Here is a 24751-nt window from a genome sequence, read left to right as displayed (position 1 = left end):
ATCTGGCGCACCCACACATCGGTTTTACGACTGCTTCGCAGCCGAACGGGGGTAAACCCCCTCGCCACAGTCCGCCCCTGCTCGCCCTACGCCCCGTGCCCCGCTATACTTCCCGGCTTTTCCTGAATAAATGCCAATAGGGTCCCGCCGCGCATGGATAAGACCTACCAGCCGCACGCCATTGAAACTTCCTGGTACAACACTTGGGAGTCCGAGAACTACTTCGCCCCGCAAGGCGAGGGCGAGTCCTACACCATCATGATCCCGCCGCCGAACGTCACCGGCAGCCTGCACATGGGGCACGGCTTCAACAACGCGATCATGGACGCCCTGATCCGTTTCCGCCGCATGCAGGGTCGCAACACCCTGTGGCAGCCGGGCACCGACCACGCCGGTATCGCCACGCAAATGCTGGTGGAGCGTCAACTCGAAGCCCAGGGCCAGAATCGCCACGATCTGGGCCGCGAGAAATTCCTCGAGAAAGTCTGGGAATGGAAAGATCAGTCCGGCGGCAACATCAGCCGTCAAATCCGCCGCCTCGGCTCGTCCGTGGACTGGAGCCGTGAGCGCTTCACCATGGACGACGGCCTCTCGGAAGCGGTGAAAGAAGCCTTCGTGCGCCTGCACGAAGACGGCCTGATCTACCGCGGCAAGCGTCTGGTCAACTGGGACACCAAGCTGCACACGGCGATTTCCGACCTTGAAGTGGAGAACCACGACGAGAAAGGTTTCCTGTGGAACCTGAAGTACCCGCTGGCCGATGGCGCCAAAACCACTGAAGGCCAGGATTACCTGATCGTCGCGACCACGCGTCCGGAAACCATGCTCGGCGACGCCGCCGTGGCCGTTAACCCGAACGATGAACGCTACAAAGCCCTGATCGGCAAATTTGTCGAGCTGCCGCTGGTCGGCCGCCGCATCCCGATCATCGCCGACGATTACTGCGACCCTGAATTCGGCACCGGCTGCGTAAAAATCACCCCGGCCCACGACTTCAACGACTACGAAGTCGGCAAGCGTCACAACCTGCCGCTGCTGAACATCTTCGACAAGAATGCTGACGTGCTGCCGGCAGCCCAGGTGTTCAACCTCGATGGCAGCGTCAACGAGCAGATCGACGGCACATTGCCCGCCGAGTTCGTCGGCCTCAACCGCTTCCAGGCCCGCAAGGAAATCGTTGCAGCGTTCGAAGCTGCCGGCCTGCTGGTCAGCGTCGACGATCACGCGCTGAAAGTGCCGAAAGGCGACCGCTCCGGCACCATCATCGAGCCGTGGCTGACCGACCAGTGGTACGTGTCCACCAAGCCATTGGCCGAGCCGGCCATCGCTGCAGTTGAAGACGGCCGCATTCAGTTTGTGCCAAAGCAGTACGAAAACATGTACTTCTCGTGGATGCGCGACATCCAGGATTGGTGCATCAGCCGTCAGCTGTGGTGGGGCCACCGGATTCCGGCCTGGTACGACGAGTCGGGCAAGGTCTATGTCGGTCGCGATGAAGCCGAAGTACGTGCCAAGCACAACTTGGGCGCCGACGTTGCGCTGCAACAGGACAACGACGTTCTGGATACCTGGTTCAGTTCGGGCCTGTGGACCTTCTCCACACTCGGCTGGCCGGAGCAAACCGAATTCCTGAAGAAATTCCACTCCACCGACGTGCTGGTGACCGGTTTCGACATCATTTTCTTCTGGGTTGCCCGGATGATCATGCTCACCATGCACTTGGTGAAAAACGAAGACGGCACGCCGCAGGTTCCATTCAAGACTGTTTATGTGCACGGTCTGGTGCGTGATGGCCAGGGCCAGAAGATGTCCAAGTCCAAGGGCAACGTCCTGGACCCGCTGGACATCATCGACGGCATCGAGCTGGAAGATCTGGTGCAGAAGCGCACCTCCGGCATGATGCAGCCGAAACTGGCGAAGAAGATCGAGAAGCAGACCCGCGACGAGTTCGCCGAGGGCATCGCCAGCTACGGCACCGACGCCCTGCGCTTCACGTTCTGCTCGCTGGCCTCCACAGGTCGTGACATCAAGTTCGACATGGGCCGCGTCGAAGGCTATCGCAACTTCTGCAACAAGATCTGGAACGCTGCGCGTTATGTTCTGGACAAGGGCGAAGACTGCGGCCAGAACGGCGAGGCGTACGAGCTGTCCCTGGCGGATCGCTGGATCATTTCGCAGCTGCAACGCACCGAAGCCGAAGTGACCCGTCAGCTCGATCAGTTCCGTTTCGACCTGGCGGCGCAAGCCTTGTACGAGTTCATCTGGAACCAGTATTGCGACTGGTACCTGGAACTGTCCAAGCCTGTGCTGTGGGACGAAAATGCGCCGGTCGAACGCCAGCGCGGCACCCGTCGCACGCTGGTTCGAGTGCTGGAAGTCGCTCTGCGCCTGGCTCACCCGTTCATGCCATTCATCACCGAAGAAATCTGGCAGCGCGTTGCACCGCTGGCCGGTATCGAGGGCAAGACGATCATGCTGCAACCTTGGCCAGTGGCCAACGATGCACGCATCGATCAGGCCGCCGAAGACGATATCGAATGGCTCAAGGGCCTGATGCTCGGCACGCGCAACATCCGCGGTGAAATGAACATCGGTCCAGGCAAGCCGCTGAACCTGTTCCTGAAAAACGTCAGCGCCGAAGATCAGCGCCGTCTCACCGAGAACGAAGCCCTGCTGAAGAAGCTGGCGCGTCTGGAGTCGATCACTGTTCTGAAGGCTGGCGAAGAAGCACCGCTGTCCGCCACTGCACTGGTTGGCGAGATGGAAGTGCTGGTGCCGATGGCCGGCCTGATCGACAAGGACGCCGAACTGGCCCGTCTGGACAAGGAAATCCTGCGTCTGCAGGGCGAAGTTCAGCGCGTCGGCGGCAAGCTGTCCAACGCCGGTTTCGTCGACAAGGCCCCGGCCGAAGTCATCGAGAAAGAACGCGCCAAACTGGCTGAAGCCGAACAGGCTTTGGGCAAGCTGGCGGAGCAACATGCGCGGATCGCCAGTTTGTAACGGCACGTCGCAATGAAACAGGGAGGCCCGCGTGGCCTCCCTTTTTTATGCCTGCCACTTTCTCCCAAACACCAAAAATCTCTGTGGGAGCGGCGGTGCGGCGATCCGACTTGCCCGCGAAAGCGGTGTACCAGCCGACATCAATGTTGAATGTAAAACCGCCATCGCGGGCAAGCCCGCTCCCACAGGACATGCGGCGATCTTCACAATTGGGTTACCAGCAGCTGGATGTGGGACAATACCCGCCACTTTTAGCCATACCCGAATCGACCTCGCCCATGACCGCCCCCAGCACACCCAAACCTGCGCGCAAAAAGCCTGAATCCGCGACCCCGGCCAAAGCCGTGGAGCCACGCGAGAAGGCCAGCCTGCACCCGCGCAATCGCCATCAGGGTCGTTACGACTTCCCGGCGCTGATCAAGAGCACGCCGGAACTGGCGAAGTTCGTGATCATCAATCCGTACGGCAAGGAGAGCATCGACTTCGCCAGCCCGGACGCGGTGCGAGTGTTCAACCGGGCGCTGCTCAAGTCGTTCTACGGCATCGCCCATTGGGACATCCCGGCCGACTACCTGTGCCCACCGGTTCCGGGGCGTGCCGACTACGTGCACTTTTTGGCCGACTTGCTGGCCAGCGTCAACGACGGTGAAATTCCTCGCGGTGCGCCGGTCAAGGTGCTCGATATCGGCATGGGCGCCAACTGCGTTTATCCGTTGATCGGCTACAGCGACTACCGCTGGCACTTCCTTGGCTCGGAAATCGACCCGACGGCCGTGGCCTCCGCCAAAGCCATCGTGCAGTCCAACGGGCTGAACAAAGCCATCCAGCTGCGCCAGCAAACTAATCCTAAGCACATTCTGCTGGGCTTGCTCGAGCCCGGCGAACGTTTTGACCTGACCATGTGCAACCCGCCATTCCACGCCTCGATGGACGAGGCGACCAAGGGCAGCGTGCGTAAATGGCGCGCGCTGGGCCGCGCCGACCCAAAACGCAAATTGCCGGTGCTGAACTTTGGCGGTCAATCGGCTGAACTGTGGTGTGAAGGTGGCGAGGCACGGTTTGTGACGCAATTGATCGCCGAGAGCGCGCACTTTCAACACAAAGTGCTTTGGTTCAGCACCCTGGTCTCGAAAGCCTCAAACCTGCCGGCGATCCAGACGGCGCTGAAAAAGGCTGGCGTATTGGAGAGCCAGGTTGTGGAGATGTCCCAAGGGCAGAAGCAAAGCCGCTTCGTCGCCTGGACCTTCCAGACCAAATCCGAGCAACAGGTCTGGCGCGAGCGCTGGGCCCGCAAAAGCTGAGTAACAACCGAGACAGCGATTGAACCTGATCAATCGCTGAATCGCAGACACAAAAAAACCGTGCCCGGATTGCTCCGGAGCACGGTTTTTTTTAACAAGTCTTACTTGTTAACAGCGTCGGTCAGGCCTTTGGCCACAACCAGCTTGATCACTTTCTTGGCAGCGATTTCGATGGCAGCGCCAGTCGAAGGGTTGCGGCCGGTACGGGCAGGACGCTCAGTCACTTTCAGCTTGCCGATACCTGGCAGAGTGATTTCGCCGCCGTTTTCCAGCTGATCGGCAACGATTTGGCCCAGTTGGTCCAGAGCGTTACGCGCGGTGGTTTTTGGCGCGTCGATAGCTTCAGCGATGTCGGCGATCAGTTGGTCTTTAGTAAGAGCCATTGTAGTGTTCCTTCCCTATCAAATTCATATGGATTGCAGAGTGCAGTGTCAGCCATCGAGCCCGATCTTCTGGATCTGGCACCCTCGGCCATAACCACGACGAGTCGGGGTTATAGATACCGAAATCAGGGTTTGGTTCGACCTGACAAATGCTGAATGCACGCTTAACGCAGTGACTTCGCGTAAGACCGGGCAAAACTAGCACAGAGACGGGGAAATATCCGCCTCTAGCTACCCATTTGGTCAGCTTTATTGCTCTAAATCGGGAAAAAACTGCATAAGGGCCGTCGCACAGCTGCGAATTGCCCTTCGAGCCGCGCCAAAACCAGTGGTTGCGGTACACTGGGCACTTTTTGGGGGAGCACGCCCTCCTCTCTTCAATCAGCCGAGAAGCCCATGCCGATCCGTCATTGCATCGTCCACCTGATCGACAAAAAACCCGACGGCACACCTGCAGTTCTTCACGCCCGCGATTCCGAACTGGCAGAGTCCGCGGCCATCGAGAACATGCTCGCCGACCTCAACGAAAGCTATAACGCCAAACAGGGCAAAGCCTGGGGGCTGTTCCATCCGGAGTCCGGCGCGTTTCCGTTCAGCGGCTGGCTGAAGGAATACCTCGACGGTGGTCGTGATTTCACGACGTTCAGCCGGGTGGCGGTCGAGCATCTGCAAAAGCTGATGGAAGAATCCAACCTCTCGGTCGGTGGCCATGTGCTGTTCGCGCATCACCAGCAAGGCATGACCGATTATCTGGCCATCGCCCTGCTGCACCACAGCGAAGGCGTGGCGGTGACCGATCAGCTGGACGTGACCCCTTCACGACATCTGGACCTTGGCCAGTTGCACCTCGCAGCGCGGATCAACGTTTCCGAGTGGCAGAACAACAAGCAGTCCAAGCAGTACATCTCGTTCATCAAGGGCAAGAACGGCAAGAAGGTCTCGGAATACTTCCGCGACTTCATCGGCTGCCAGGAAGGCGTCGACGGCCCGGGCGAAACCCGCACCCTGCTCAAGGCCTTCAGTGACTTCGTCGAAAGCGAAGACCTGCCGGAAGAGTCCGCCCGCGAAAAGACCAAGACCCTGGTGGATTACGCCAGCAGCCAGGCAAAAATGGGCGAGCCCATGGGCCTGGAAGAATTGTCCGGACTGATCGACGAAGAACGCCCGAAAGCGTTTTACGATCACATCCGCAACAAGGACTACGGCCTGTCCCCGGAAATTCCGGCGGATAAGCGCACCCTGAACCAGTTCCGCCGCTTCACCGGCCGCGCCGAGGGCTTGTCGATCAGCTTCGAAGCACACCTGCTGGGCTCGAAGATCGAATACGACGAAGAAGCCGGCACGCTGATCATCAAAGGCTTGCCGACCCAATTGACCGACCAGCTCAAGCGACGCAACTGATGCTCGGCGGCGTACTGAAGAAATGCCTGTTGATCCTGCTGGTGGTTGTGGTTTACCAGAACTGGGGCAAGATCGAGCGGGTACTTCACCCCTCGCAGGTGGTGTCCGAGCAGACCCAGGCCAAGGCCAACGTCGTGCTCTATGCCACCGACTGGTGTGGCTACTGCAAGCTGACCCGACGTTTTCTCGATCAGAAAGGCATTCCGTACAAGGAATTCGATATCGAGAAGGATGCCGTGGCGCGCAAAGCTTACGAGGCGCTGGGGGGACGCGGGATTCCGCTGATCGATGTGAACGGGACGCTGATTCGCGGGTATGACCCGGACCAGGTGCTTGCCGCGTTGAAATAACGACACCGTCCCTTGTGGGAGCTGGCTTGCCAGCGATGACGTCAGCCCAGCAACATTATTGTTGCCTGACACGCCGCTATCGCAGGCAAGCCAGCTCCCACAGGTTGGTGCATGACCAGAAAATGAGTGGTTAGCACCTACTGCGCTTCGATACGAAACCCGAACCGCGGAAAGTGCACATGCACCACACCGGCCCGCTCGTCTTCACGGCGCAGAATCAATTCCTCGCTGCCCGCAAACAGCAATTCCCCCACCACCGGATCAACCCCGTAATCGGTCGCCGCAATCACCACCTGCTGGCCAGCCTCGAAGCCGTTCGGCTCATCGAACTGCTCATCCGGCAACGCGGCCGGTGTGGCATTACGGGCAATTTCCAGCGCCTGCTCGGCCGTCATCTCGCTGAACGCGCCATGACCAAAGCCCATCACTCGGCCAAACCACGCCAAAACGGCCGGATAGGCACCCACCAACGGTGAGGTCACGTGCGTCGCCTTGAGGAACCACAGCGAGTGAGCCAGGGCAAAGTCGGCAATCGACGGTTCGCCGAACAGGAAGTCTCCCTGCTCACGCTGAAGCTGCTGCTCCAGACGCGCCATGATCGTTGGCCATTGATGCTTTGCCTGCTCGGCCGACAATCGAGTGGCGCTGCCACCGCTGAACAAGCCGGCGCGGTCGGCCAGAAATACCTTGATCGCTTCCGGCGACAATTTGCCGAAGCGCACCGCCACCGACTCCGGCTGGAACACCAGGCTGACCGCATGCTGGAACACCACCGAATCGGCCCATGCCGCGAAGGTCGCAGTCACCATTTCCTGGCCTTCGGGGAAGAACGCGGGCAAGGCTTTTTCCTGCTCCAGACGACGAGCAATCAGCGCGGTATCGCAATAGACATCAGCGCCAATCTGCAATACCGGCGTCCTGCGGTAGCCGCCAGTCAGGGCCGTCAGATCGGGCTTTGGCATCATCGGCGGGATCATCACAGAGCGCCAGGACAACCCCTTGAAGCCCAGCAGCAAACGGGCCTTTTCGGCGAAAGGGGACGTCGGGTAGTGATGAAGAATCAACTCGGACATGCTCGGCTCCGCCGCTCGGATAAGGAGCCCGCAGCTTAGCGCGCAATCCACGAGCAGCCTAGCCATCTGCCTGATGGGCGCTTATCAGTCAGATTGATAAGCCCGCAGCCGCACTCGCGACCAGACATTCCTTGGCGCTTTTCTTGAGTTTCTTGATCAAACGCTCCTGGCGCAGCGCTTCACTTTTGTCACGGCAGGCTTCGGTGTAGACCAAGGCCACTGCCGGGCTGGACAGGAAGAAGCGCGCACCTTTACCGCTCTGGTGAGTGGCGAAACGGCGGACGGGATCGTCGCTGATCCCGCAGTAGAGCGAACCATTGGCCGCGCGAACGAGGTAGACGAACCAGGGCTTGCTGACAGGCAGCGGCGGTTCGGTGGCAATGACGGAAGATTCGCTCGAGGTGCTCACGTGACGATCAAGACTTGAAAGAAAACAAGCCGCGATCTTATCAGCGACTGGCCTGGAATGCCTTCAGGCCCTTCAAGGCCTGAGCACGCACGGCGTTACTCACCACCGGGGTCCAGCCCAACAACAGTCCTTTGAAACCCAGCGCCTGACGCGACCAGCGCCACAGATCAAAACTGTCGTGATGCTCGCAGATCTTGCCGTCGCGAAACACGAAGCGCGCCTGAATGTCATTGACCACGACATTGCCGGTCTGACTGAACAGGTACGTCGCCACCCAATGAGCGCCGCCGGTGCGTTCATCGCTGCGCACGTTATCGAAGGTCAGGGAAAAGTCCTTGGCGCGGGTGGTGAGCATGCGCCACATGTCGCCGGCATCGCGCCCGCGCAGTTCGCCGAACGCCGGATCACTGAACACCACGTCGTCGGTGTAGCAGGCGCTCATCGCCTCAGCATCCAGCCGCTGGAAAGCTTGGTAGAACCGGGTGATCAAGGCGTTGTGGGCATCACTCATGGGCAGGCTCCCGGGCTTGCAAAAGTGGTTTCGAAAGATTGCCTGCACGATAGTCAACAAATGCGCGAAACACTATCGGCATTCGCGGCCCGAATACCGACAGTGCGTTAGCGTCAGACTTTCTCGCTTTGAACCTGAACGTACAACGCACGCCCGGCACCGAGCCCGGCGATGATCGCGCCGAGGCCAATGACGCCGAAGATCCAGCCCAGGGCAGTCCAGCCACCAGTCCAGTCATGCACCACTCCGACCGCGAACGGCCCCATGGATGCCAGGGTGTAACCGAAGCCCTGGGCCATGCTCGACAGATTGGCCGCAACATGGGCGTCCCGCGAGCGCAGCACGATCAGGGTCAACGCCAGGCTGAACGTAGCGCCCTGCCCCAACCCCAGCAGGATTGCCCAGCCCCACAGACCGTCGATTGGTGCATAGAGACAACCGAACAAGCCGCCGAGGGTCATTGCCATGACGATCACGATCGCCAATCGCTGATCCTTGCCGCGCGTTGCCAGCCACGGAGCCGCCAGCGAGCTGATCAACTGGACAATCACCGATCCCGATAGCACCAGGCCGGCTTGGGTAGGCGTCAGACCGCGACCGATCAGAATCGACGGTAGCCAACCGAACACGATGTAGGCCAGAGACGATTGCAGGCCCATGTACAAGGTCACTTGCCAGGCCAGAGGATCGCGCAACAAACCTCGGACCTGATAGGCAACGTGGTGCGCACCGTGTTTCTGACCGACTTGCGGCAACCACAACATGGCTGCGACCAAAGCCGGAACCACCCAGAAGCCGAGGCCCACGGCCCAGCTGTCGTCGAAATGCTCGCTCAACGGCACGGTCGCGCCAGCCGCCATGGCCGCCCCCAGGCACAGCGCCATGGTGTAGACGCCGGTCATGGTGCCGGCCTGCTTCGGGAAGTCGCGCTTGACGATACCGGGCAACAGCACGCCGATCACCCCAATGCTGGCGCCGGCCAGCACGCTGCCGGCAAACAGGCCGACTTGGCCGAACGAACTGCGCAAGATGATCCCGCCAGCCAGCATCAGAAGAATCCCCAGCACCACCCGCTCGGCACCAAAACGGCGCGCCAGCACCGGCGCCAACGGCGCGAACAGACCGAGGCAAAGCACCGGCAAGGTGGTCAGCAAACCGGCCTGGGCAGCCGATAGCCCCAGTGTTTTCGAGACTTCGCTGAGCATCGGCGCCATGCTCGACAGCGCCGGACGCAGGTTCAGCGCCACCAGAATCAGGCCCAGCAGCAACAGCCACGGTCGCCGCAGGAGCGGATGACTTCGCTGAACCTCTTCGTCATCGACCTCGGCGTCGATCAACAGCTCTTCGAGCTCCGCCGTGCGCTTGAGCTCAGTGATGCGGTTGTGGCTGGCCTGCTGACTGGACATCGGGTTCTCGGTTTCAAGGTTCATTGATCAACTGCCTCGTCAGGGCTTTGGCCCGTTCCGGGTCGCGCTGTTCGACGGCATCGAGCAGTTCGATATGCAGGTCGAACACCGCTTGGCGTCGTGGGGTGATGTTCAGGGTCTGACGCAACTGCGCGCCCACGATGCTGGAAAAGTAGCGATACAGCTCACTGAGGGTCGGGTTGTGCGCCGCGTCCACCAGACGACGGTGAAACACCAGGTCGCAGGCGATGTAGGTATCGAGATCGCCGTGGTAGTGACTGCCGCTGACGCTCAGCGCTTCGCGCAATGCCACCAGGTCTTCATCGGTTCGGCGCATTGCGGCGAGACCGATGGCCTCGACCTCAAGGATGTGCCGAGTCTCACGGGCCTGCTCATGGGAGCAACGGGACAACGCCTTCAGGGTATCCAGCGGATCGACCACCGCCCGCAGGTAACTGCCGTCGCCCTGACGAATCTCGATCAAGCCGGAAAACGCCAGCACTCGCATGGCTTCGCGCACGGTATTGCGGCTGATGCCCAGCTCAGTCGCCAGTTCCGGCTCGGTGGGCAAGCGCTGGCCGACCGTCCAGACACCTTGATTAATGCGCAGGCGCAACTGGTCCAGGGCCTGATCGACCAAGGATCGTTTAATTAATGGAGAAATATCTGACATAGGATTCGCCCTTTCATCCAATCATAGGATGAATTTTCTGACATGTTAGTCAGCTTCGTGCAGTACAGCAACCGCCTACGGTCAAGGAGAGGGAATGGAGCATCGAGTCGATGATTTATTCGGATGAGAGTGCCAGACCTGTGGGGAAGTCATGGTCGGCGGCGGTTGTTCGAAGCATTACTCAGACGCATGTGATGAACTGGTCATCGTCGGTAGACAAATGATCGGCAACGAAATGAAGCGCATTTGCCACCACCAGAAGTAGAAAAAACAAACCCGGCGCGAGGCCGGGTTGGTTTTTGCGAGTCAGCAAGGCATCAATGCAGGATCTGGCTCAGGAACAGCTTCGTCCGCTCGTTCTGCGGGTTGTCGAAGAAGTCGTTAGGCGCAGCCTGTTCGACGATTTCACCCTTGTCCATGAAGATCACGCGGTTGGCCACAGTACGGGCGAAGCCCATTTCGTGGGTCACGCAAAGCATGGTCATGCCGTCTTCGGCCAGGCCGATCATGGTGTCCAGAACCTCTTTCACCATCTCAGGGTCGAGCGCCGAAGTCGGTTCGTCGAACAGCATGATTTTCGGTTTCATGCACAGGGCACGGGCAATCGCCACACGCTGTTGCTGACCACCGGACAGTTGCCCCGGGAATTTATGCGCCTGCTCCGGAATGCGTACGCGTTCCAGGTAATGCATGGCGATTTCTTCGGCCTTGCGCTTGGGCATCTTGCGCACCCACATCGGCGCCAAGGTGCAGTTCTGCAGAATGGTCAGGTGCGGGAACAGGTTGAAGTGCTGGAATACCATGCCGACTTCACGGCGGATCGCTTCGATCTGCTTGAGGTCGTTGGTCAGTTCCACGCCATCGACCACGATGCGGCCCTGCTGGTGTTCTTCCAGGCGATTGAGGCAACGGATGGTGGTGGATTTACCGGAACCCGAAGGGCCGCACAGCACGATACGCTCGCCCTGCTTAACGTTCAGGTTGATGTCTTTCAACACGTGGAACTGGCCGTACCACTTGTTTACGCCCTGCATCTGAATAATGCCTTGAGGACTCACAGGCTGTTTGATCGCTTCACTCATAAACTACGCTCCTAACGCTTGTGGCCAGTGTCCAGCTTGCGTTCCAAATGCATGGAATAGCGGGACATACCAAAACAGAAAATCCAGAACACCAGGGCCGCGAACACATAGCCTTCTGTGGCCATGCCCAGCCATTTCGGGTCGGCGGCGGCTTGCTTGACGCTGTTGAGCAAGTCGAACAGGCCGATGATGATCACCAGGCTCGTGTCCTTGAACAGCGCAATGAAGGTGTTGACGATGCCAGGGATTACCAGCTTCAGGGCTTGCGGCAAAATCACCAGGCCCATGCTGCGCCAGTAACCGAGGCCCATTGCCGCAGCCGCTTCGTACTGACCTTTAGGGATCGCTTGCAGACCGCCACGTACCACCTCGGCGATGTAGGCCGACTGGAACAGGATCACACCGATCAGCGCCCGCAGCAGTTTGTCGAAGTTCATGCCTTCAGGCAGGAACAACGGCAACATCACCGACGACATGAACAGCACCGTGATCAACGGCACACCGCGCCAGAACTCGATGAAGGTCACGCAGACCACCCGAATCGCCGGCATGTTCGAACGACGGCCCAGGGCCAGCACGATACCCAGCGGCAGAGCGCCGACGATCCCGACGGTAGCGATCACCAGGGTCAGCATCAGACCGCCCCACTGGCTGCTCGCCACCTGGCTCAGACCGAATACGCCGCCGTGCAGCAGGAGGTAGGCAATGATCGGATAGAGCACCAGAAAGCTCAGCCCGTAGATTGCCTTGTGCGGAACACGTGCGATGAACAACGGCGCCACGCCAATCACCGCCAACCACACGGTCAGGTCCACGCGCCAACGCAAGTCCACCGGGTAGTAGCCATACATGAACTGGCCGAAGCGCTGCTCAATGAATACCCAGCAGGCGCCGACCTTGGTGCAATCGGCGCGGGTGGTTCCAACCCAATTGGCGTCGAGAATCGCCCAGCTCACGAGGGGCGGAACGATCAGGTAAATCAGATAGAACGCGAACAGCGTCAGCAGGGTGTTGATCCAGCTGGAAAACATGTGCGCCCGCATCCACGCCACGACACCGATGCTGCTGCTCGGTGGTGGCATGTCGGGTTTGAAAGTATGAGTCGTCATGCGCTCTTCCTTACCGCTCGATCAGCGCAATGCGCTTGTTGTACCAGTTCATCAGCAGGGAAATGCTGATACTGATCGCCAGGTACACGCTCATGGTGATAGCAATCACCTCGATCGCCTGCCCGGTCTGGTTCAGCACCGTACCGGCAAACAGCGAGACCATTTCCGGATAACCGATACCGGCCGCCAGCGAGGAGTTTTTCGCCAGGTTCAGGTATTGGCTGGTCAGCGGCGGAATGATCACGCGCAGGGCTTGTGGGATGATCACCTTGCGCAGGGTCGGACCGTTGCGCAGCCCCAGCGAGTGGGCCGCTTCGGTCTGGCCGTGGCTGACCGACTTGATGCCCGAACGCACGATCTCGGCGATGAACGCCGCGGTGTACACCGTCAGGGCCAGGGTCAGCGCCAGCAGTTCCGGAATCAGCACCCAGCCACCAACGAAGTTGAAGCCTTGCAGCTTGGGTATTTCCCAGTGCAGCGGCGCACCGAAGATCAATGCGCACAGCGCAGGGATCACCAGGAATATCGCCAGGCCAACCCAGAACTTGTGGAACGGTACGCCGGTCTCTTCGAAACGCTTGTTGGCCCAGCGGCACATCAGCACGATCGCGACGATGACCACAACGATGCTCGCCACAAACGGCCAGAAACCGTCCGCTATCAACGCTGCCGGCATGTTCAGGCCGCGGCTGCTGACGAAGAAGGTGTCGCCGAAGTTATGGCTGTTGCGTGGCCCTGGCATGGTCAGGAACACCGCGAAGTACCAGAACAGGATTTGCAGCAACGGCGGAATGTTACGGAAGACCTCCACATAGACCGTCGCCATCTTGGCAATGATCCAGTTCTTCGACAGCCGTGCCACACCGACGATGAACCCGAGGATCGTCGCCAGAATCACGCCGATGAACGTCACCAGCAAGGTATTGAGCAGGCCGATGACAAACACTCGGGCATAACTGTCCGATTCGGTGTAGTCGATCAGGTGCTGAGCGATGCCAAAACCGGCGCTGCGCTCAAGAAAACTAAAGCCGGAGGTAATGCCCCGGTGTTGCAGGTTGGTTTGAGTGTTGTCGAACAGGTACCAACCCATCCCGACCACGGCGATAACCGTAATGATCTGAAACAGCCACGCACGCACTCGCGGATCGCTGAGGCTGAACCTCTGCTTTGGTGCGCCGATTGAATTTTGCATGAAGTGCCCCGGAAATAATGGAACAGAACATCACCCGGTGGTTGGCCCACCGGGTGATAGAACCATCAGCGCACTGGTGGTGCGTATTGAATGCCGCCGTTGGTCCACAGGGCGTTCAAGCCACGGTCGATTTCCAGCGGAGTGCCCTTGCCGAGGTTTCTCTCGAAGACTTCACCGTAGTTACCAACTTGCTTGACGATTTTTACCACCCAGTCTTTCGGCAGCTTCAGATCCTTGCCGTACTCACCGTCGCCGCCCAGCAGACGAGCAACGTCCGGATTCTTGGTCGACTTGGCTTCTGCCTCGACGTTTTTCGAAGAAATACCGGCCTCTTCGGCGTTGAGCATCGCGTAGCCAACCCAACGAACGATTGCCAGCCACTCATCGTCGCCGTTACGTACGACCGGCCCCAAAGGCTCTTTGGAGATGGTTTCAGGCAGAACGACGTAATCTTTCGGCGAGGCCAGTTTGCTGCGCTGTGCATACAACTGGGACTTGTCGGAGGTCAGCACGTCGCAACGACCGGACTCCAGCGACTTGGCGCTTTCATCGGAGGTGTCGAAGGTGATCGGGGTGTACTTCAGGCCGTTGGCGCGGAAGTAGTCGGACACGTTCAGCTCGGTGGTGGTACCGGCTTGAATACAGATGGTCGCGCCATCCAGTTCCTTGGCACTTTTCACGCCCAGCTTGCTGTTGGCCAGGAAGCCTACGCCGTCGTAATAGGTGATGAAGCCAGGAAACTTCAGGCCCATGCCCGCGTCACGGGAACTGGTCATGGTGGAGTTACGCGACAGCATGTCGATTTCGCCGGATTGCAGAGCAGTGAAACGCTCTTTGGCATTCAACTGGCTGAATTTGACCTTGGTCGCATCACCAAACACTGCAGCAGCTACAGCGCGGCAGAAGTCAGCATCGATGCCAACGATCTTGCCGGTAGAGTCCGGAACCGAGAATCCCGGCAAACCGTCGCTCACACCGCACTGTACAAAACCTTTCTTCTGCACTGCATCCAGGGTTGCACCCGCCTGAGCGAACCCACTGACACCGAGCACTGCGGCTGCAGTCACGACGGCCAGGGTGGATTTCAACATCTTCATTCAAACCTCCAGTTTTGCTCTTGTTGTGTCGGAGCTTGAGCCCTGTCGCACCCTTTTGAGGCGTTGCTGACCCGTGTTGGCTTTTTTTAGGGTCAACCGACGTAAGGACCGTCGCTATGAGTCTAGTAGGAGAAAATCCACATCATGGATAACTCACTTCTCACCAATCGGCCGAACGGGCTGTAGCCCTTTCACGTTCGCGAAGCCCGTAGCGGCCACTGGCGAACATCCATCACCGGATTCTTTGCTATCCCATCACTAGCCATACACTGATAGTGTTACCGCCAGGCACGAGATTGGTTGCACAGGTTTCCCCATAGCAAAGCCCGTACCAGACCGCTCGCTAAAGCGATTCAGCGCGAGGTCAATAGCAAAACTTGCAACCGTGCGACATCTTCTTAACTGATCAACCCATTGCGCACTCGAACCTCGCACTTAATGAGAGCGCACGCACAACAATGGAGCAGACATGACCGAGCCCCTGATTCTTCAACCCGTCAAGCCCGCAGACGCCTGCGTAATCTGGCTTCACGGGCTGGGTGCCGACCGCTACGATTTTTTGCCGGTAGCCGAAGCGCTACAGGAAAACCTGCTCACCACCCGTTTCGTTTTGCCCCAGGCCCCAACTCGCGCTGTCACCATTAATGGTGGCTACGAGATGCCAAGCTGGTACGACATATTGGCCATGAGCCCGGCACGCGCCATCAGCCGCGAGCAATTGGAGGAGTCCGCGCAACGGGTCGTTGATTTGATTGAAGTGCAGAAGGCCAGCGGAATAGACGCCTCGCGGATCTTTCTCGCCGGTTTTTCCCAGGGCGGCGCCGTGGTATTGCACACGGCCTTTCTGAAATGGCAGGGGCCGCTGGGCGGCGTACTTGCACTCTCGACTTATGCCCCGACTTTCAGCGATGAACTGGAGCTTTCCGCCAGCCAGCAGCGCATTCCGGTGTTGTCGCTGCATGGTCAGTATGATGACGTCGTGCAAAACTCCATGGGCCGGACCGCCTATGAGTATTTAAAGCTGCATGGTGTCACCGTGGCATGGCAGGAATACCCAATGGGCCACGAAGTGTTACCCGAAGAAATTCGCGACATCGGCGTCTGGCTCACCGAGCGCTTGCGCTAAAAGCCACCCTTTGATCCATCGCACTACGCCGCGCCCGATTCTTGCATTACACTGGCCGGCGTACATTCCTTAACCAATTGATGAGATGACCGTGCTCAAAGCACTCAAGAAAATGTTCGGTAAAAGCGAGGCTGAGCAGCTCGCGCCAGGCTCCAGCGCTCCTTCTCATACCCCCAGCCACCGTACCGACGGTAATCAGCCTGGCCGGACCGCAACCGTAGCGGCACCGAAACACGAGCCGGTGACCACACCGACCGCCCCACCTGCCCCGGCCATTGCCTCTGAACAGCCGCGCAGCGAAGCCCCGAAACCGGCAAAACCACGCCGCGAACCGAAGCCAAAGGCACCGGTCATTCCCTGGAAGCTCGAAGACTTCGTCGTCGAACCTCAGGAAGGCAAAACCCGCTTCCACGATTTCAAACTCGCCCCCGAGCTGATGCACGCGATTCAGGACCTGGGCTTTCCTTATTGCACACCGATCCAGGCGCAAGTGCTGGGCTTCACCCTCGCGGGCAAAGACGCCATCGGTCGCGCCCAGACCGGTACCGGCAAAACCGCCGCGTTCCTGATTTCAATCATCACTCAGCTGCTGCAAACCCCGCCGCCCAAAGAACGCTACATGGGTGAGCCACGGGCACTGATCATCGCCCCGACCCGGGAACTGGTGGTGCAGATCGCCAAGGACGCGGCCGACCTGACCAAGTACACCGGCCTTAACGTCATGACGTTTGTCGGCGGCATGGACTTCGACAAACAACTCAAGCACCTCGAAGCCCGTCACTGCGACATCCTCGTGGCCACTCCGGGCCGCTTGCTCGACTTCAACCAGCGCGGCGACGTGCACCTGGACATGGTCGAAGTCATGGTGCTGGACGAAGCCGACCGGATGCTCGACATGGGTTTCATCCCGCAAGTGCGTCAGATCATTCGCCAGACGCCACCGAAGAACGAGCGTCAGACACTGCTGTTCTCCGCGACCTTCACCGACGACGTAATGAACCTGGCCAAGCAATGGACCACCGACCCGTCGATCGTCGAGATCGAAGCACAGAACGTGGCCAGCGAAAACGTCGAGCAACACATCTACGCGGTGGCCGGCGCCGACAAATACAAACTGCTCTATAACCTGGTCAACGATAACGGCTGGGAACGGGTGATGGTCTTCGCCAACCGCAAGGACGAAGTGCGGCGTATCGAAGAACGCCTGGTGCGCGATGGCGTCAACGCCGCGCAACTGTCTGGCGATGTGCCGCAGCACAAGCGCATCAAGACCCTGGAAGGTTTCCGCGAAGGCAAAATCCGCGTGCTGGTCGCCACCGATGTGGCCGGGCGCGGCATTCACATCGACGGCATCAGCCATGTGATCAACTTCACCTTGCCGGAAGTACCGGACGACTACGTGCACCGCATCGGTCGTACCGGTCGTGCTGGTGCCGATGGTGTGTCCATCAGCTTTGCCGGTGAAGACGACTCCTACCAGCTACCGTCCATCGAGGCGCTGCTGGGTCGCAAGATCAGTTGTGAAACGCCGCCGACGCATCTGCTGCGGGCGGTTGAGCGCAAGCGCCCGTAACGCGGGTCGCAGAATAAAAGGCGCAGCCGGAAACGGACTGCGCTTTTTTTTCGTCCGGCTTTTTTCAACAGGCGCTTGCTCGAAACAACTAAAAGTCCATAATAGACAAATTAGTTTACTTTCAGCGCCCGGAGCCAACCATGCCCAGCACGCCTTACGTGATCACCCAACCCCAGGCCCGCGAACTGCTGGCGCAAATCGACGTACCGCAGATCCTGCGCAAGCTGTTCCGCGACCTGGCCGCCGGGCAAGCCGTGCAACCGGCGCAGCAGTTGGTGGAGTTCCCGAAAGGTGCCGGGGACTTCATCAATTATCTGGGTGTGTTGGCCGAAGACGGCGTATATGGCGTCAAGACGTCGCCCTACATCGTGCGCGAACAAGGCCCATTGGTGACCGCCTGGACGCTGTTGATGTCGATGCAGAGCGGCGAGCCATTGCTGCTCTGCGATGCCGGTGAACTGACCACGGCCCGCACCGCAGCGACAACGGCAGTGGCGGTCGATGCCCTCGCTCCGCTGAAGGCCCAACGCCTGGCGATCATCGGCAGCGGCAAAGTGGCCCAGGCGCACCTGCACTACGTGAAGAATCTGCGAGACTGGCAAAGCATCAGCCTCTATTCGCCGAGCCTGCGCGGCAAGAACGCCGAAGCGCTGGCGCAACTGAAAAGCCTCGACCCTCGGCTGACCCTCGCCGACAGTTGCGCAACCGCGATTCAAGACGCCGACGTGATCATGCTTTGCACTTCGTCCGCCGGCCCGGTGATCGACCCGTCCATGTTGAGCAAACCGGCGCTGATCACATCCATCAGCACCAATGCTCCGCGTGCCCATGAAGTGCCGCCGCAGAGCCTCAATGACATGCAGATATTCTGCGACTATCGTCAGACCACCCCGGGCTCGGCCGGCGAAATGCTGATCGCCGGTGAACAGCATGGCTGGGACAAGCGCTCGATAGTCGGCGACCTGCCCGACTTGCTCAGCGAAAAAGTGCAGCGCCCGGACTACGACCGACCTGTGTTCTTCCGCTCCATCGGCCTGGGCCTGGAAGACATCGCACTGGCCAATGCCATTTACCGCCTACAGCACTAACACCACGCCCCCTGGCAGGAGCGAGGCTTGCCCGCACGGTGTGTCAGTCTCAGTTGATATCTGCTGATGCATCGCCTTCGCGGGCAAGCCTGGCGCCTACAGGAGTTCCCTACAATTTCGGCATTTTGCGCCCCACAGGAGACGTTCATGAGCCAGGCAGATTTCATCATTATCGGCGGCGGGATTGCCGGCGCTTCCACCGGTTTCTGGCTGTCGCAGCACGGGCGGGTGATTGTGCTCGAACGCGAATCTCATCCGGCCTATCACTCCACCGGGCGCTCGGCGGCACTGTACAGCGCCGCCTACGGCACGCCACAGGTTCGGGCGTTGACCCAGGCCAGCCGCGACTTCTTCGATGCACCGCCGCCCGGTTTCTGCGAACACCCGTTGCTGACCCCGCGCGGAGAGATGACCGTCGACTTCACTGGCGATCCGGCCGAGCTGAACAATCAATACCTGAGTGCCAAAGCCACCGTGCCCCAGATGCAACTGCTCAGCGCCGACGAAGCCTGTGCGCGCCTGCCGATCCTGCGTCGGGAAAAAGTCCAGGGCGCGATCTACGACCCGACCGCCAGCGACATCGATACCGATGCCCTGCATCAAGGCTATCTGCGCGGTATCCGGCGCAATAAAGGCGAGGTTCATACCGACAGCGAAGTGCTGAACCTGACCCAGGATGCCGAAGGGCTGTGGCAGGTTCAAACCAACACTCAGACCTTCAGCGCCCCGATCATCATCAATGCCGCCGGCGCCTGGGCTGACAAAGTCGGCGAGCTGGCCGGCGCCCGGCCTCTGGGCCTGCAACCCAAGCGCCGGGCAGCCTTTATCTTCGCCGGCCCCGAGGGCCTGGATAGCCATGACTGGCCAATGCTGGTCAGCCTCGATGAATCCTTCTACATGAAACCCGATGCCGGCATGTTCCTCGGCTCTCCGGCCAACGCCGACCCGGTGGAACCGCACGATGTGCAGCCCGAAGAGCTGGACATCGCCATGGGCATCTACCAGATCGAAGAGGCCACCACCCTGACCATTCGCCGCCCGATCCGCACCTGGGCCGGCCTGCGCAGCTTCGTACACGACGGGGATTTGCTGTCCGGGTTCGATCAGCACGTACCGGGCCTGTTCTGGGTGGCGGGACAAGGTGGCTACGGCATCCAGACGTCACCGGCCATGGGCCAGGCCAGTGCTGCACTGGTGCGTGGCGAAGACTTGCCCGAGCAGCTCACCCGTTTCGGCCTGAATGCGGCAATGCTCTCCCCCGCCCGCCTGGGTTGATCCTGATCCTCAGGTGACGCGCCCACACGATTGCGGCAAACTTCCACAGCGCCCCCTTTTTTAACGGGGCGCTGACGCTGCCTGGAGCTCCACTGTATGAACGCACCTGAAAAAAACTCGGCCCTGAACAATGCGTCCATGGACAACTTCCGCGCGATTGCCGATGCCATCGCCACGTTGTTCTTCCCTCACGCCGAGGTGGTGCTGCACGACTTGCGCACGCAAAAGGTCGATTACATCGCCAACAACCTGTCCAAACGGGAAATCGGTGACGACTCATCGCTGGAGGACATGCTCAGCGAAGAGGTCAGTGAACGAAACATCGGGCCGTACGAAAAGCTCAACTGGGACGGCCAGAAGATTCGCAGCCTCAGCAGCGTGTTGCGCGACAGCGAAGGGCAACCACTGGCAGTGCTGTGCATCAACCTGAATATCTCGTTGTTCGAGAACGCGAAAGCGGCGCTGGATTTGTTCCTGTCGCCGACCAAGCTGATTCCGCAACCGGACTCACTGTTTCGCGATGACTGGCAGGAACGGATCAACACTTTTCTGCACGCTTGGCTGCGCGAGCGTCAGTTGAGCCTGAATGTGCTGACCCGCGACCACAAACGTGAACTGGTGCTGGCGCTGCACGCCGAAGGTGCCTTCAAAGGCAAAAGCGCCTCCAACTATGTGGCCAATGTGCTGAACATGGGGCGAGCGACGGTGTACAAGCATTTGAAGGAATTGAAAGGCTAGAGATTTGCAGTGACTGTTCCGGCCTCATCGTCGGAACGCCGCCCGGGGCAAGCCCGCTCCCACAGTGTCCGTGTCGTGCACAAAACATGAGTACACCACTGAACCTGTGGGAGCGGGCTTGCCCGCGATGGCGGTTAATCAATCGCCGTAAATATCGGACTTGAAGTACTTGTCTGAAATTTTCTGATATTCGCCACTGGCGCGAATGCCATCGATGGCTGTGTTCAGTTCGCTGACCAACTCGGTATTGCCCTTGCGCACGGCAATCCCGGCGCCCTCACCCACGTATTTCGGATCCTTGAGTTCCGGCCCGACAAAGGCGTAACCCTTGCCTCGCGGCATCGACAGGAAATCATTCAATGGAATGGTGTCGGCAAAGATGGCATCGAGGCGACCGGCAGCCAGGTCCATGTAGATTTCTTCGTTGTTGCCGTAACGCTTGACGTTGATGCCCTTGGGTTCGAAAACCTCGGTGGCGTAACGGTCGGTAGTGGTTGCGCGTTGTACGCCGATTGTCTTGCCCTTGAGGCTGGCGTACTGGTCATCGACTGCCGCGCCTTCCTTCATCACCAGTCGCGATGAGGTGAAGTAGTACTTGTGGGTGAAATCCACCGACTTCTTACGGTCTTCATTGATGGTCATGGACGACAGCGCCATGTCGATTTTCTTCACTTTAAGGGAAGGAATCAGACCGTCGAATTCGCCTTCGACCCACACACACTTGACCTTCATCTGCGCGCACAGGGCGTTGCCGATGTCGTAGTCGAAACCGACAATTTCACCCTTGTCGGTTTTGGACGCGAACGGCGGATAGGCCGCTTCAATACCGATGCGCAGGCTTTTCTCGGCAGCGAACACGCTACTGCACGCCAACAGGCTCAGGGCCAGACCGGTGATGAGGGGGAATTTCTTCATGTTCGTTCTCTCGCGGGTTGTTGTTGGTTTGGCAAGACAGAAGAAAAAACTGATACAGGGACCGCCTTTTTTGTACTTATAAATCCATACTGGACTTTTATGTATAAGCCGTCAATCAGGCGCCTGCAGATCTACCGCGCCTCTGGTCGGGAGGTGAATCAGTGGGGTTTTGGGTGATGCAGAAGGCCTCTTCGCGGGCAAGTCGGACCGCGAAGGGGTATTCGAAAGCACTAGAGGAATTACTGCTTCCAGCGATCCGCCGCCGCATGATCGCTGTCACGCCCTTCAACCCAGCGTGCCCCATCACTGGTATTTTCCTTTTTCCAGAACGGCGCGCGGGTTTTCAGGTAGTCCATGACAAAGGCGCAGGCATCGAAGGCCGCCTGGCGGTGAGCGCTGGCGGCACCGACGAAGACGATCGGCTCGCCCGGCTCCAGCGCGCCGATGCGATGCAGCACTTCCAGCTTCAACAGCGGCCAGCGCTGCTCGGCCTCCGCGGCAATCTTGCCCAGGGCTTTTTCGGTCATGCCCGGGTAGTGCTCCAGAAACATTCCGGCGACGTCGAGGCCGTCGTTGAAGTCGCGTACGTAGCCGACAAAACTCACCACCGCACCGACGCCCACGTTCGCCGCGTGCATGGCGTTGACTTCAGCGCCCGGGTCAAACGGCGTGGGCTGCACACGAATCGCCATGGCTCAGCCTCCGGTTACGGTCGGAAAGAAAGCCACTTCATCGCCATCGCTGACCGGCTCGTCGAGCTGGCAGAGGTCTTCGTTGCGGGCGCACATCAGGTTCTGCTCGCTCAACACCTCGGCGCCTTCACGTTGGGCCAGCAGCGCACGCACATCGTCGACCGTGGCGAAATCACCTTCAACCTTCACCGAGTCCACGCCGAGCGCTTCACGGTAACGGGCAAAAAACTTCACGGTCACGTTCATGGCTGCTCCGCCAGGAAATGGCCGCTCTTGCCGCCGAGTTTTTCCAGCAGCCGCACGCCCTCGATGGTCATGCCACGATCCACGGCCTTGCACATGTCATAGATGGTCAACGCCGCGACACTGGCGGCGGTCAGCGCTTCCATCTCGACGCCGGTCTGCCCGGACAACTTGCAGCGCGCCACGATGCGCACGGTGTCGTCGCCTTCGGCACTGAGTTCGACCTTGACGCCGGTGAGCATCAACGGATGGCACAGGGGAATCAGATCGCTGGTTTTCTTCGCCGCCTGGATGCCGGCGATCCGCGCCACGGCGAACACATCACCCTTGGGATGACCGCCGCTGACGATCAACTGCAGGGTTTCGGGCAGCATGCGCACCAGCGCTTGGGCCGTCGCTTCGCGGAACGTCACGGCTTTTTCGGTGACGTCGACCATATTGGCGCGACCTTGGGAATCGAGATGAGTCAGCACAGCGTTACTCCTGATCAGGAGCATCGATTGTAAACCTGCGGGTCAATTTTCCGCACGCACGATTATCCGATCACATTGAACCCTGTGGGAGCGTGGCTTGCCCGCGATGCAGACGCTGCGGTTAAACAGGTACACCGCGGTGATGCCATCGCGGGCAAGCCCGCTCCCACAAGGTTATTTTTTCGGGCATAAAAAAACCGGGCGGCTTCGGGCCGCCCGGTTCTGGTGAGGGTTACAGATGCGATTCGGCGTATTCGGCCAGAATCGAACGTGGCACCCCTTGCAGGGTGATGTGTACACCGTTGGGGAAGTCTTTGAAGCGCTCGGTCAGGTACGTCAGCCCGGAGCTGGTCGCGGACAGGTAAGGGGTGTCGATCTGCGCCAGGTTGCCCAGGCACACCACTTTGGAACCGGCGCCGGCACGGGTGATGATGGTTTTCATCTGGTGCGGCGTGAGGTTCTGGCATTCATCGATCAAAATCAGACTCTGCTGGAAGCTGCGGCCTCGAATGTAGTTGAGGGATTTGAACTGCAACGGCACTTTGCTGAGGATGTAGTCGACGCTGCCATGGGTGTTCTCGTCATCCATGTGCAAGGCTTCGAGGTTATCGGTGATGGCGCCCAGCCAAGGCTCCATCTTTTCCGCTTCGGTGCCGGGCAGGAAACCGATTTCCTGGTCGAGCCCCTGCACGCTGCGGGTGGCAATGATGCGCCGGTAGCGTTTGCTGACCATGGTCTGCTCGATGGCCGCCGCCAGGGCCAGGATGGTTTTACCGGAACCGGCCGCGCCGGACAGGTTGACCAGATGAATGTCCGGATCGAGCAAGGCGTACAGCGCCAGGCTTTGATAGATGTCACGCGGTTTCAGGCCCCAGGCTTCCTGGTGCAACAGAGGCTCCTGATGCAGATCGAGGATCAGCAACTTGTCGACCTGGATTTCCTTGATCCAGCCGACGAAGCCCTGTTCGTCGATGATGAACTCGTTGACATGCACGGCAGGCAGGTTGTCGATCAGCTGCACCTGATGCCAGGTGCGGCCATGATCCTGCCGGGTTTCGACTTTGCTCACCCGGTCCCAGAAGGAGCCAGTCATGTTGTGATAACCGTTGGGCAGCAACGAAACGTCGTCGACCAGTTGGTCGGTGCTGTAGTCCTCGGCCGCGATCCCACAAGCCCGGGCCTTGAGGCGCATGTTGATGTCTTTTGTGACCAGCACCACGGGCAGTTTTGCATCACGCGCGCGCAGGTCGATCAGCTGGTTGATGATGATGTTGTCGTTCAGGTGCTCGGGCAGAATGATGTTCGGCTCGGCACGCTTGCTCATCAGAATTGACAGCAAGCCCTTCGGCCCACTCTTGCCTCGCTGGATGGGAACGCCGAGTTCGACGTCTTCGGGGCTGGCATCGCCCAGGGTCTTGTCGATCAGCCGAATGGCCTGACGGCATTCCGCTGCAACGCTGTGAGGCCCGCTCTTGAGCTTGTCCAGCTCTTCAAGCACGGTCATCGGGATCGCGACGTGGTGTTCTTCGAAGTTAAGCAGGGCGTTTGGATCGTGAATCAATACGTTGGTATCGAGTACATAAAGGATTGGCTGGTTGGAAGGGCTACGTCCGTGATCATCCATACTCGGTCACCTTTGTG

Annotated in this window: 24 protein-coding genes; 9 read left to right on the top strand and 15 right to left on the bottom strand. The window is 59.4% G+C overall.

The window, feature by feature from the left end:
- The first annotated feature begins 153 nt into the window (after positions 1 to 153).
- Together J3D54_RS13795 and rlmF are read left to right on the top strand one after the other, a co-directional pair.
- On the top strand, positions 154 to 3000 hold the full coding sequence (locus J3D54_RS13795; RefSeq protein WP_253418997.1) for a valine--tRNA ligase: 2847 nt from the start codon (positions 154 to 156) through the stop codon (positions 2998 to 3000).
- 278 nt (positions 3001 to 3278) lie between these two features.
- Positions 3279 to 4301, top strand: coding sequence for a 23S rRNA (adenine(1618)-N(6))-methyltransferase RlmF (gene rlmF, locus J3D54_RS13790; RefSeq protein ID WP_253418995.1), 1023 nt, complete (start codon positions 3279 to 3281; stop codon positions 4299 to 4301).
- A gap of 101 nt (positions 4302 to 4402) precedes the next feature.
- Here the strand turns inward: rlmF and J3D54_RS13785 are convergent, their stop codons facing one another.
- A complete protein-coding gene (locus tag J3D54_RS13785; protein WP_007905514.1) occupies positions 4403 to 4684 on the bottom strand; it encodes an HU family DNA-binding protein in 282 nt (93 codons plus the stop codon).
- Positions 4685 to 5080: 396 nt separating this feature from the next.
- Here J3D54_RS13785 and yejK point away from each other — a divergent pair, with 396 nt between their 5' ends.
- Positions 5081 to 6085 carry a nucleoid-associated protein YejK gene (gene yejK, locus J3D54_RS13780; RefSeq protein ID WP_253418993.1) on the top strand — a complete coding sequence of 335 codons (1005 nt, stop codon included), beginning with the start codon at positions 5081 to 5083 and terminating at the stop codon, positions 6083 to 6085.
- Complete coding sequence (locus J3D54_RS13775) at positions 6085 to 6435, top strand: glutaredoxin family protein (protein ID WP_253418991.1); 351 nt, start codon at positions 6085 to 6087, stop codon at positions 6433 to 6435. The genes yejK and J3D54_RS13775 overlap by 1 nt, the downstream gene beginning before the upstream one ends.
- 137 nt (positions 6436 to 6572) lie before the next feature.
- Here J3D54_RS13775 and J3D54_RS13770 read toward each other — a convergent pair whose 3' ends face one another.
- From J3D54_RS13770 to J3D54_RS13730, 9 genes are all read right to left on the bottom strand, one after another.
- The gene (locus J3D54_RS13770; RefSeq protein WP_253418989.1) at positions 6573 to 7508 is read right to left on the bottom strand and encodes a glutathione S-transferase family protein; all 936 of its coding nucleotides are present in this window, start codon (positions 7506 to 7508) and stop codon (positions 6573 to 6575) included.
- Positions 7509 to 7596: 88 nt separating this feature from the next.
- The gene (locus J3D54_RS13765) at positions 7597 to 7917 is read right to left on the bottom strand and encodes a GIY-YIG nuclease family protein (RefSeq protein ID WP_253418987.1); all 321 of its coding nucleotides are present in this window, start codon (positions 7915 to 7917) and stop codon (positions 7597 to 7599) included.
- Between the two features lie 40 nt (positions 7918 to 7957).
- Entirely contained in the window at positions 7958 to 8428 is a 471-nt protein-coding gene (locus J3D54_RS13760) for a nuclear transport factor 2 family protein (RefSeq protein WP_253418985.1), read from the bottom strand.
- A gap of 113 nt (positions 8429 to 8541) precedes the next feature.
- Positions 8542 to 9858: a CynX/NimT family MFS transporter gene (locus J3D54_RS13755; protein ID WP_253418983.1), complete on the bottom strand. Its 1317-nt coding sequence runs from the start codon at positions 9856 to 9858 to the stop codon at positions 8542 to 8544.
- Positions 9848 to 10507, bottom strand: coding sequence for a FadR/GntR family transcriptional regulator (locus J3D54_RS13750; RefSeq protein WP_253418980.1), 660 nt, complete (start codon positions 10505 to 10507; stop codon positions 9848 to 9850). The genes J3D54_RS13755 and J3D54_RS13750 overlap by 11 nt, the downstream gene beginning before the upstream one ends.
- A 317-nt stretch (positions 10508 to 10824) precedes the next feature.
- On the bottom strand, positions 10825 to 11589 hold the full coding sequence (locus J3D54_RS13745) for an amino acid ABC transporter ATP-binding protein (protein ID WP_253418977.1): 765 nt from the start codon (positions 11587 to 11589) through the stop codon (positions 10825 to 10827).
- 11 nt (positions 11590 to 11600) lie between these two features.
- A complete protein-coding gene (locus J3D54_RS13740) occupies positions 11601 to 12698 on the bottom strand; it encodes an amino acid ABC transporter permease (RefSeq protein ID WP_253418972.1) in 1098 nt (365 codons plus the stop codon).
- A gap of 10 nt (positions 12699 to 12708) precedes the next feature.
- The gene (locus J3D54_RS13735) at positions 12709 to 13890 is read right to left on the bottom strand and encodes an amino acid ABC transporter permease (protein WP_253418969.1); all 1182 of its coding nucleotides are present in this window, start codon (positions 13888 to 13890) and stop codon (positions 12709 to 12711) included.
- Positions 13891 to 13955: 65 nt separating this feature from the next.
- Entirely contained in the window at positions 13956 to 14987 is a 1032-nt protein-coding gene (locus tag J3D54_RS13730) for an amino acid ABC transporter substrate-binding protein (RefSeq protein ID WP_253418966.1), read from the bottom strand.
- 469 nt (positions 14988 to 15456) lie between these two features.
- Between J3D54_RS13730 and J3D54_RS13725 the strand changes: the two genes are divergently transcribed.
- The 5 genes from J3D54_RS13725 to J3D54_RS13705 all read left to right on the top strand — a co-directional run bounded on the left by J3D54_RS13725 (position 15457) and on the right by J3D54_RS13705 (position 20787).
- On the top strand, positions 15457 to 16113 hold the full coding sequence (locus J3D54_RS13725) for an alpha/beta hydrolase (protein ID WP_253418963.1): 657 nt from the start codon (positions 15457 to 15459) through the stop codon (positions 16111 to 16113).
- Positions 16114 to 16198: 85 nt separating this feature from the next.
- Positions 16199 to 17686 carry an ATP-dependent RNA helicase RhlB gene (gene rhlB, locus J3D54_RS13720; protein ID WP_253418960.1) on the top strand — a complete coding sequence of 496 codons (1488 nt, stop codon included), beginning with the start codon at positions 16199 to 16201 and terminating at the stop codon, positions 17684 to 17686.
- 140 nt (positions 17687 to 17826) lie between these two features.
- On the top strand, positions 17827 to 18774 hold the full coding sequence (locus J3D54_RS13715; RefSeq protein ID WP_253418957.1) for an ornithine cyclodeaminase family protein: 948 nt from the start codon (positions 17827 to 17829) through the stop codon (positions 18772 to 18774).
- A 147-nt stretch (positions 18775 to 18921) separates the two neighbouring features.
- On the top strand, positions 18922 to 20049 hold the full coding sequence (locus J3D54_RS13710; RefSeq protein ID WP_253418954.1) for an FAD-binding oxidoreductase: 1128 nt from the start codon (positions 18922 to 18924) through the stop codon (positions 20047 to 20049).
- Positions 20050 to 20145: 96 nt separating this feature from the next.
- On the top strand, positions 20146 to 20787 hold the full coding sequence (locus J3D54_RS13705) for a transcriptional regulator (protein ID WP_253418951.1): 642 nt from the start codon (positions 20146 to 20148) through the stop codon (positions 20785 to 20787).
- 138 nt (positions 20788 to 20925) lie between these two features.
- Here the strand turns inward: J3D54_RS13705 and J3D54_RS13700 are convergent, their stop codons facing one another.
- From J3D54_RS13700 to J3D54_RS13680, 5 genes are all read right to left on the bottom strand, one after another.
- Entirely contained in the window at positions 20926 to 21702 is a 777-nt protein-coding gene (locus J3D54_RS13700; RefSeq protein ID WP_253418948.1) for an ABC transporter substrate-binding protein, read from the bottom strand.
- Positions 21703 to 21941: 239 nt separating this feature from the next.
- On the bottom strand, positions 21942 to 22394 hold the full coding sequence (gene moaE / locus J3D54_RS13695; RefSeq protein ID WP_018927117.1) for a molybdopterin synthase catalytic subunit MoaE: 453 nt from the start codon (positions 22392 to 22394) through the stop codon (positions 21942 to 21944).
- 3 nt (positions 22395 to 22397) lie between these two features.
- On the bottom strand, positions 22398 to 22640 hold the full coding sequence (moaD, locus tag J3D54_RS13690) for a molybdopterin converting factor subunit 1 (protein WP_253418945.1): 243 nt from the start codon (positions 22638 to 22640) through the stop codon (positions 22398 to 22400).
- Entirely contained in the window at positions 22637 to 23110 is a 474-nt protein-coding gene (gene moaC, locus J3D54_RS13685) for a cyclic pyranopterin monophosphate synthase MoaC (RefSeq protein ID WP_253418943.1), read from the bottom strand. The genes moaD and moaC overlap by 4 nt, the downstream gene beginning before the upstream one ends.
- A 232-nt stretch (positions 23111 to 23342) precedes the next feature.
- A complete protein-coding gene (locus J3D54_RS13680; protein ID WP_253418941.1) occupies positions 23343 to 24734 on the bottom strand; it encodes a PhoH family protein in 1392 nt (463 codons plus the stop codon).
- Positions 24735 to 24751 lie beyond the last annotated feature (17 nt).

It is taken from the genome of Pseudomonas sp. GGS8 (genome assembly GCF_024168645.1).
In the GTDB taxonomy this organism is placed as follows: Bacteria; Pseudomonadota; Gammaproteobacteria; order Pseudomonadales; family Pseudomonadaceae; genus Aquipseudomonas.
This window is presented reverse-complemented; position numbering and strand designations above follow the sequence as displayed.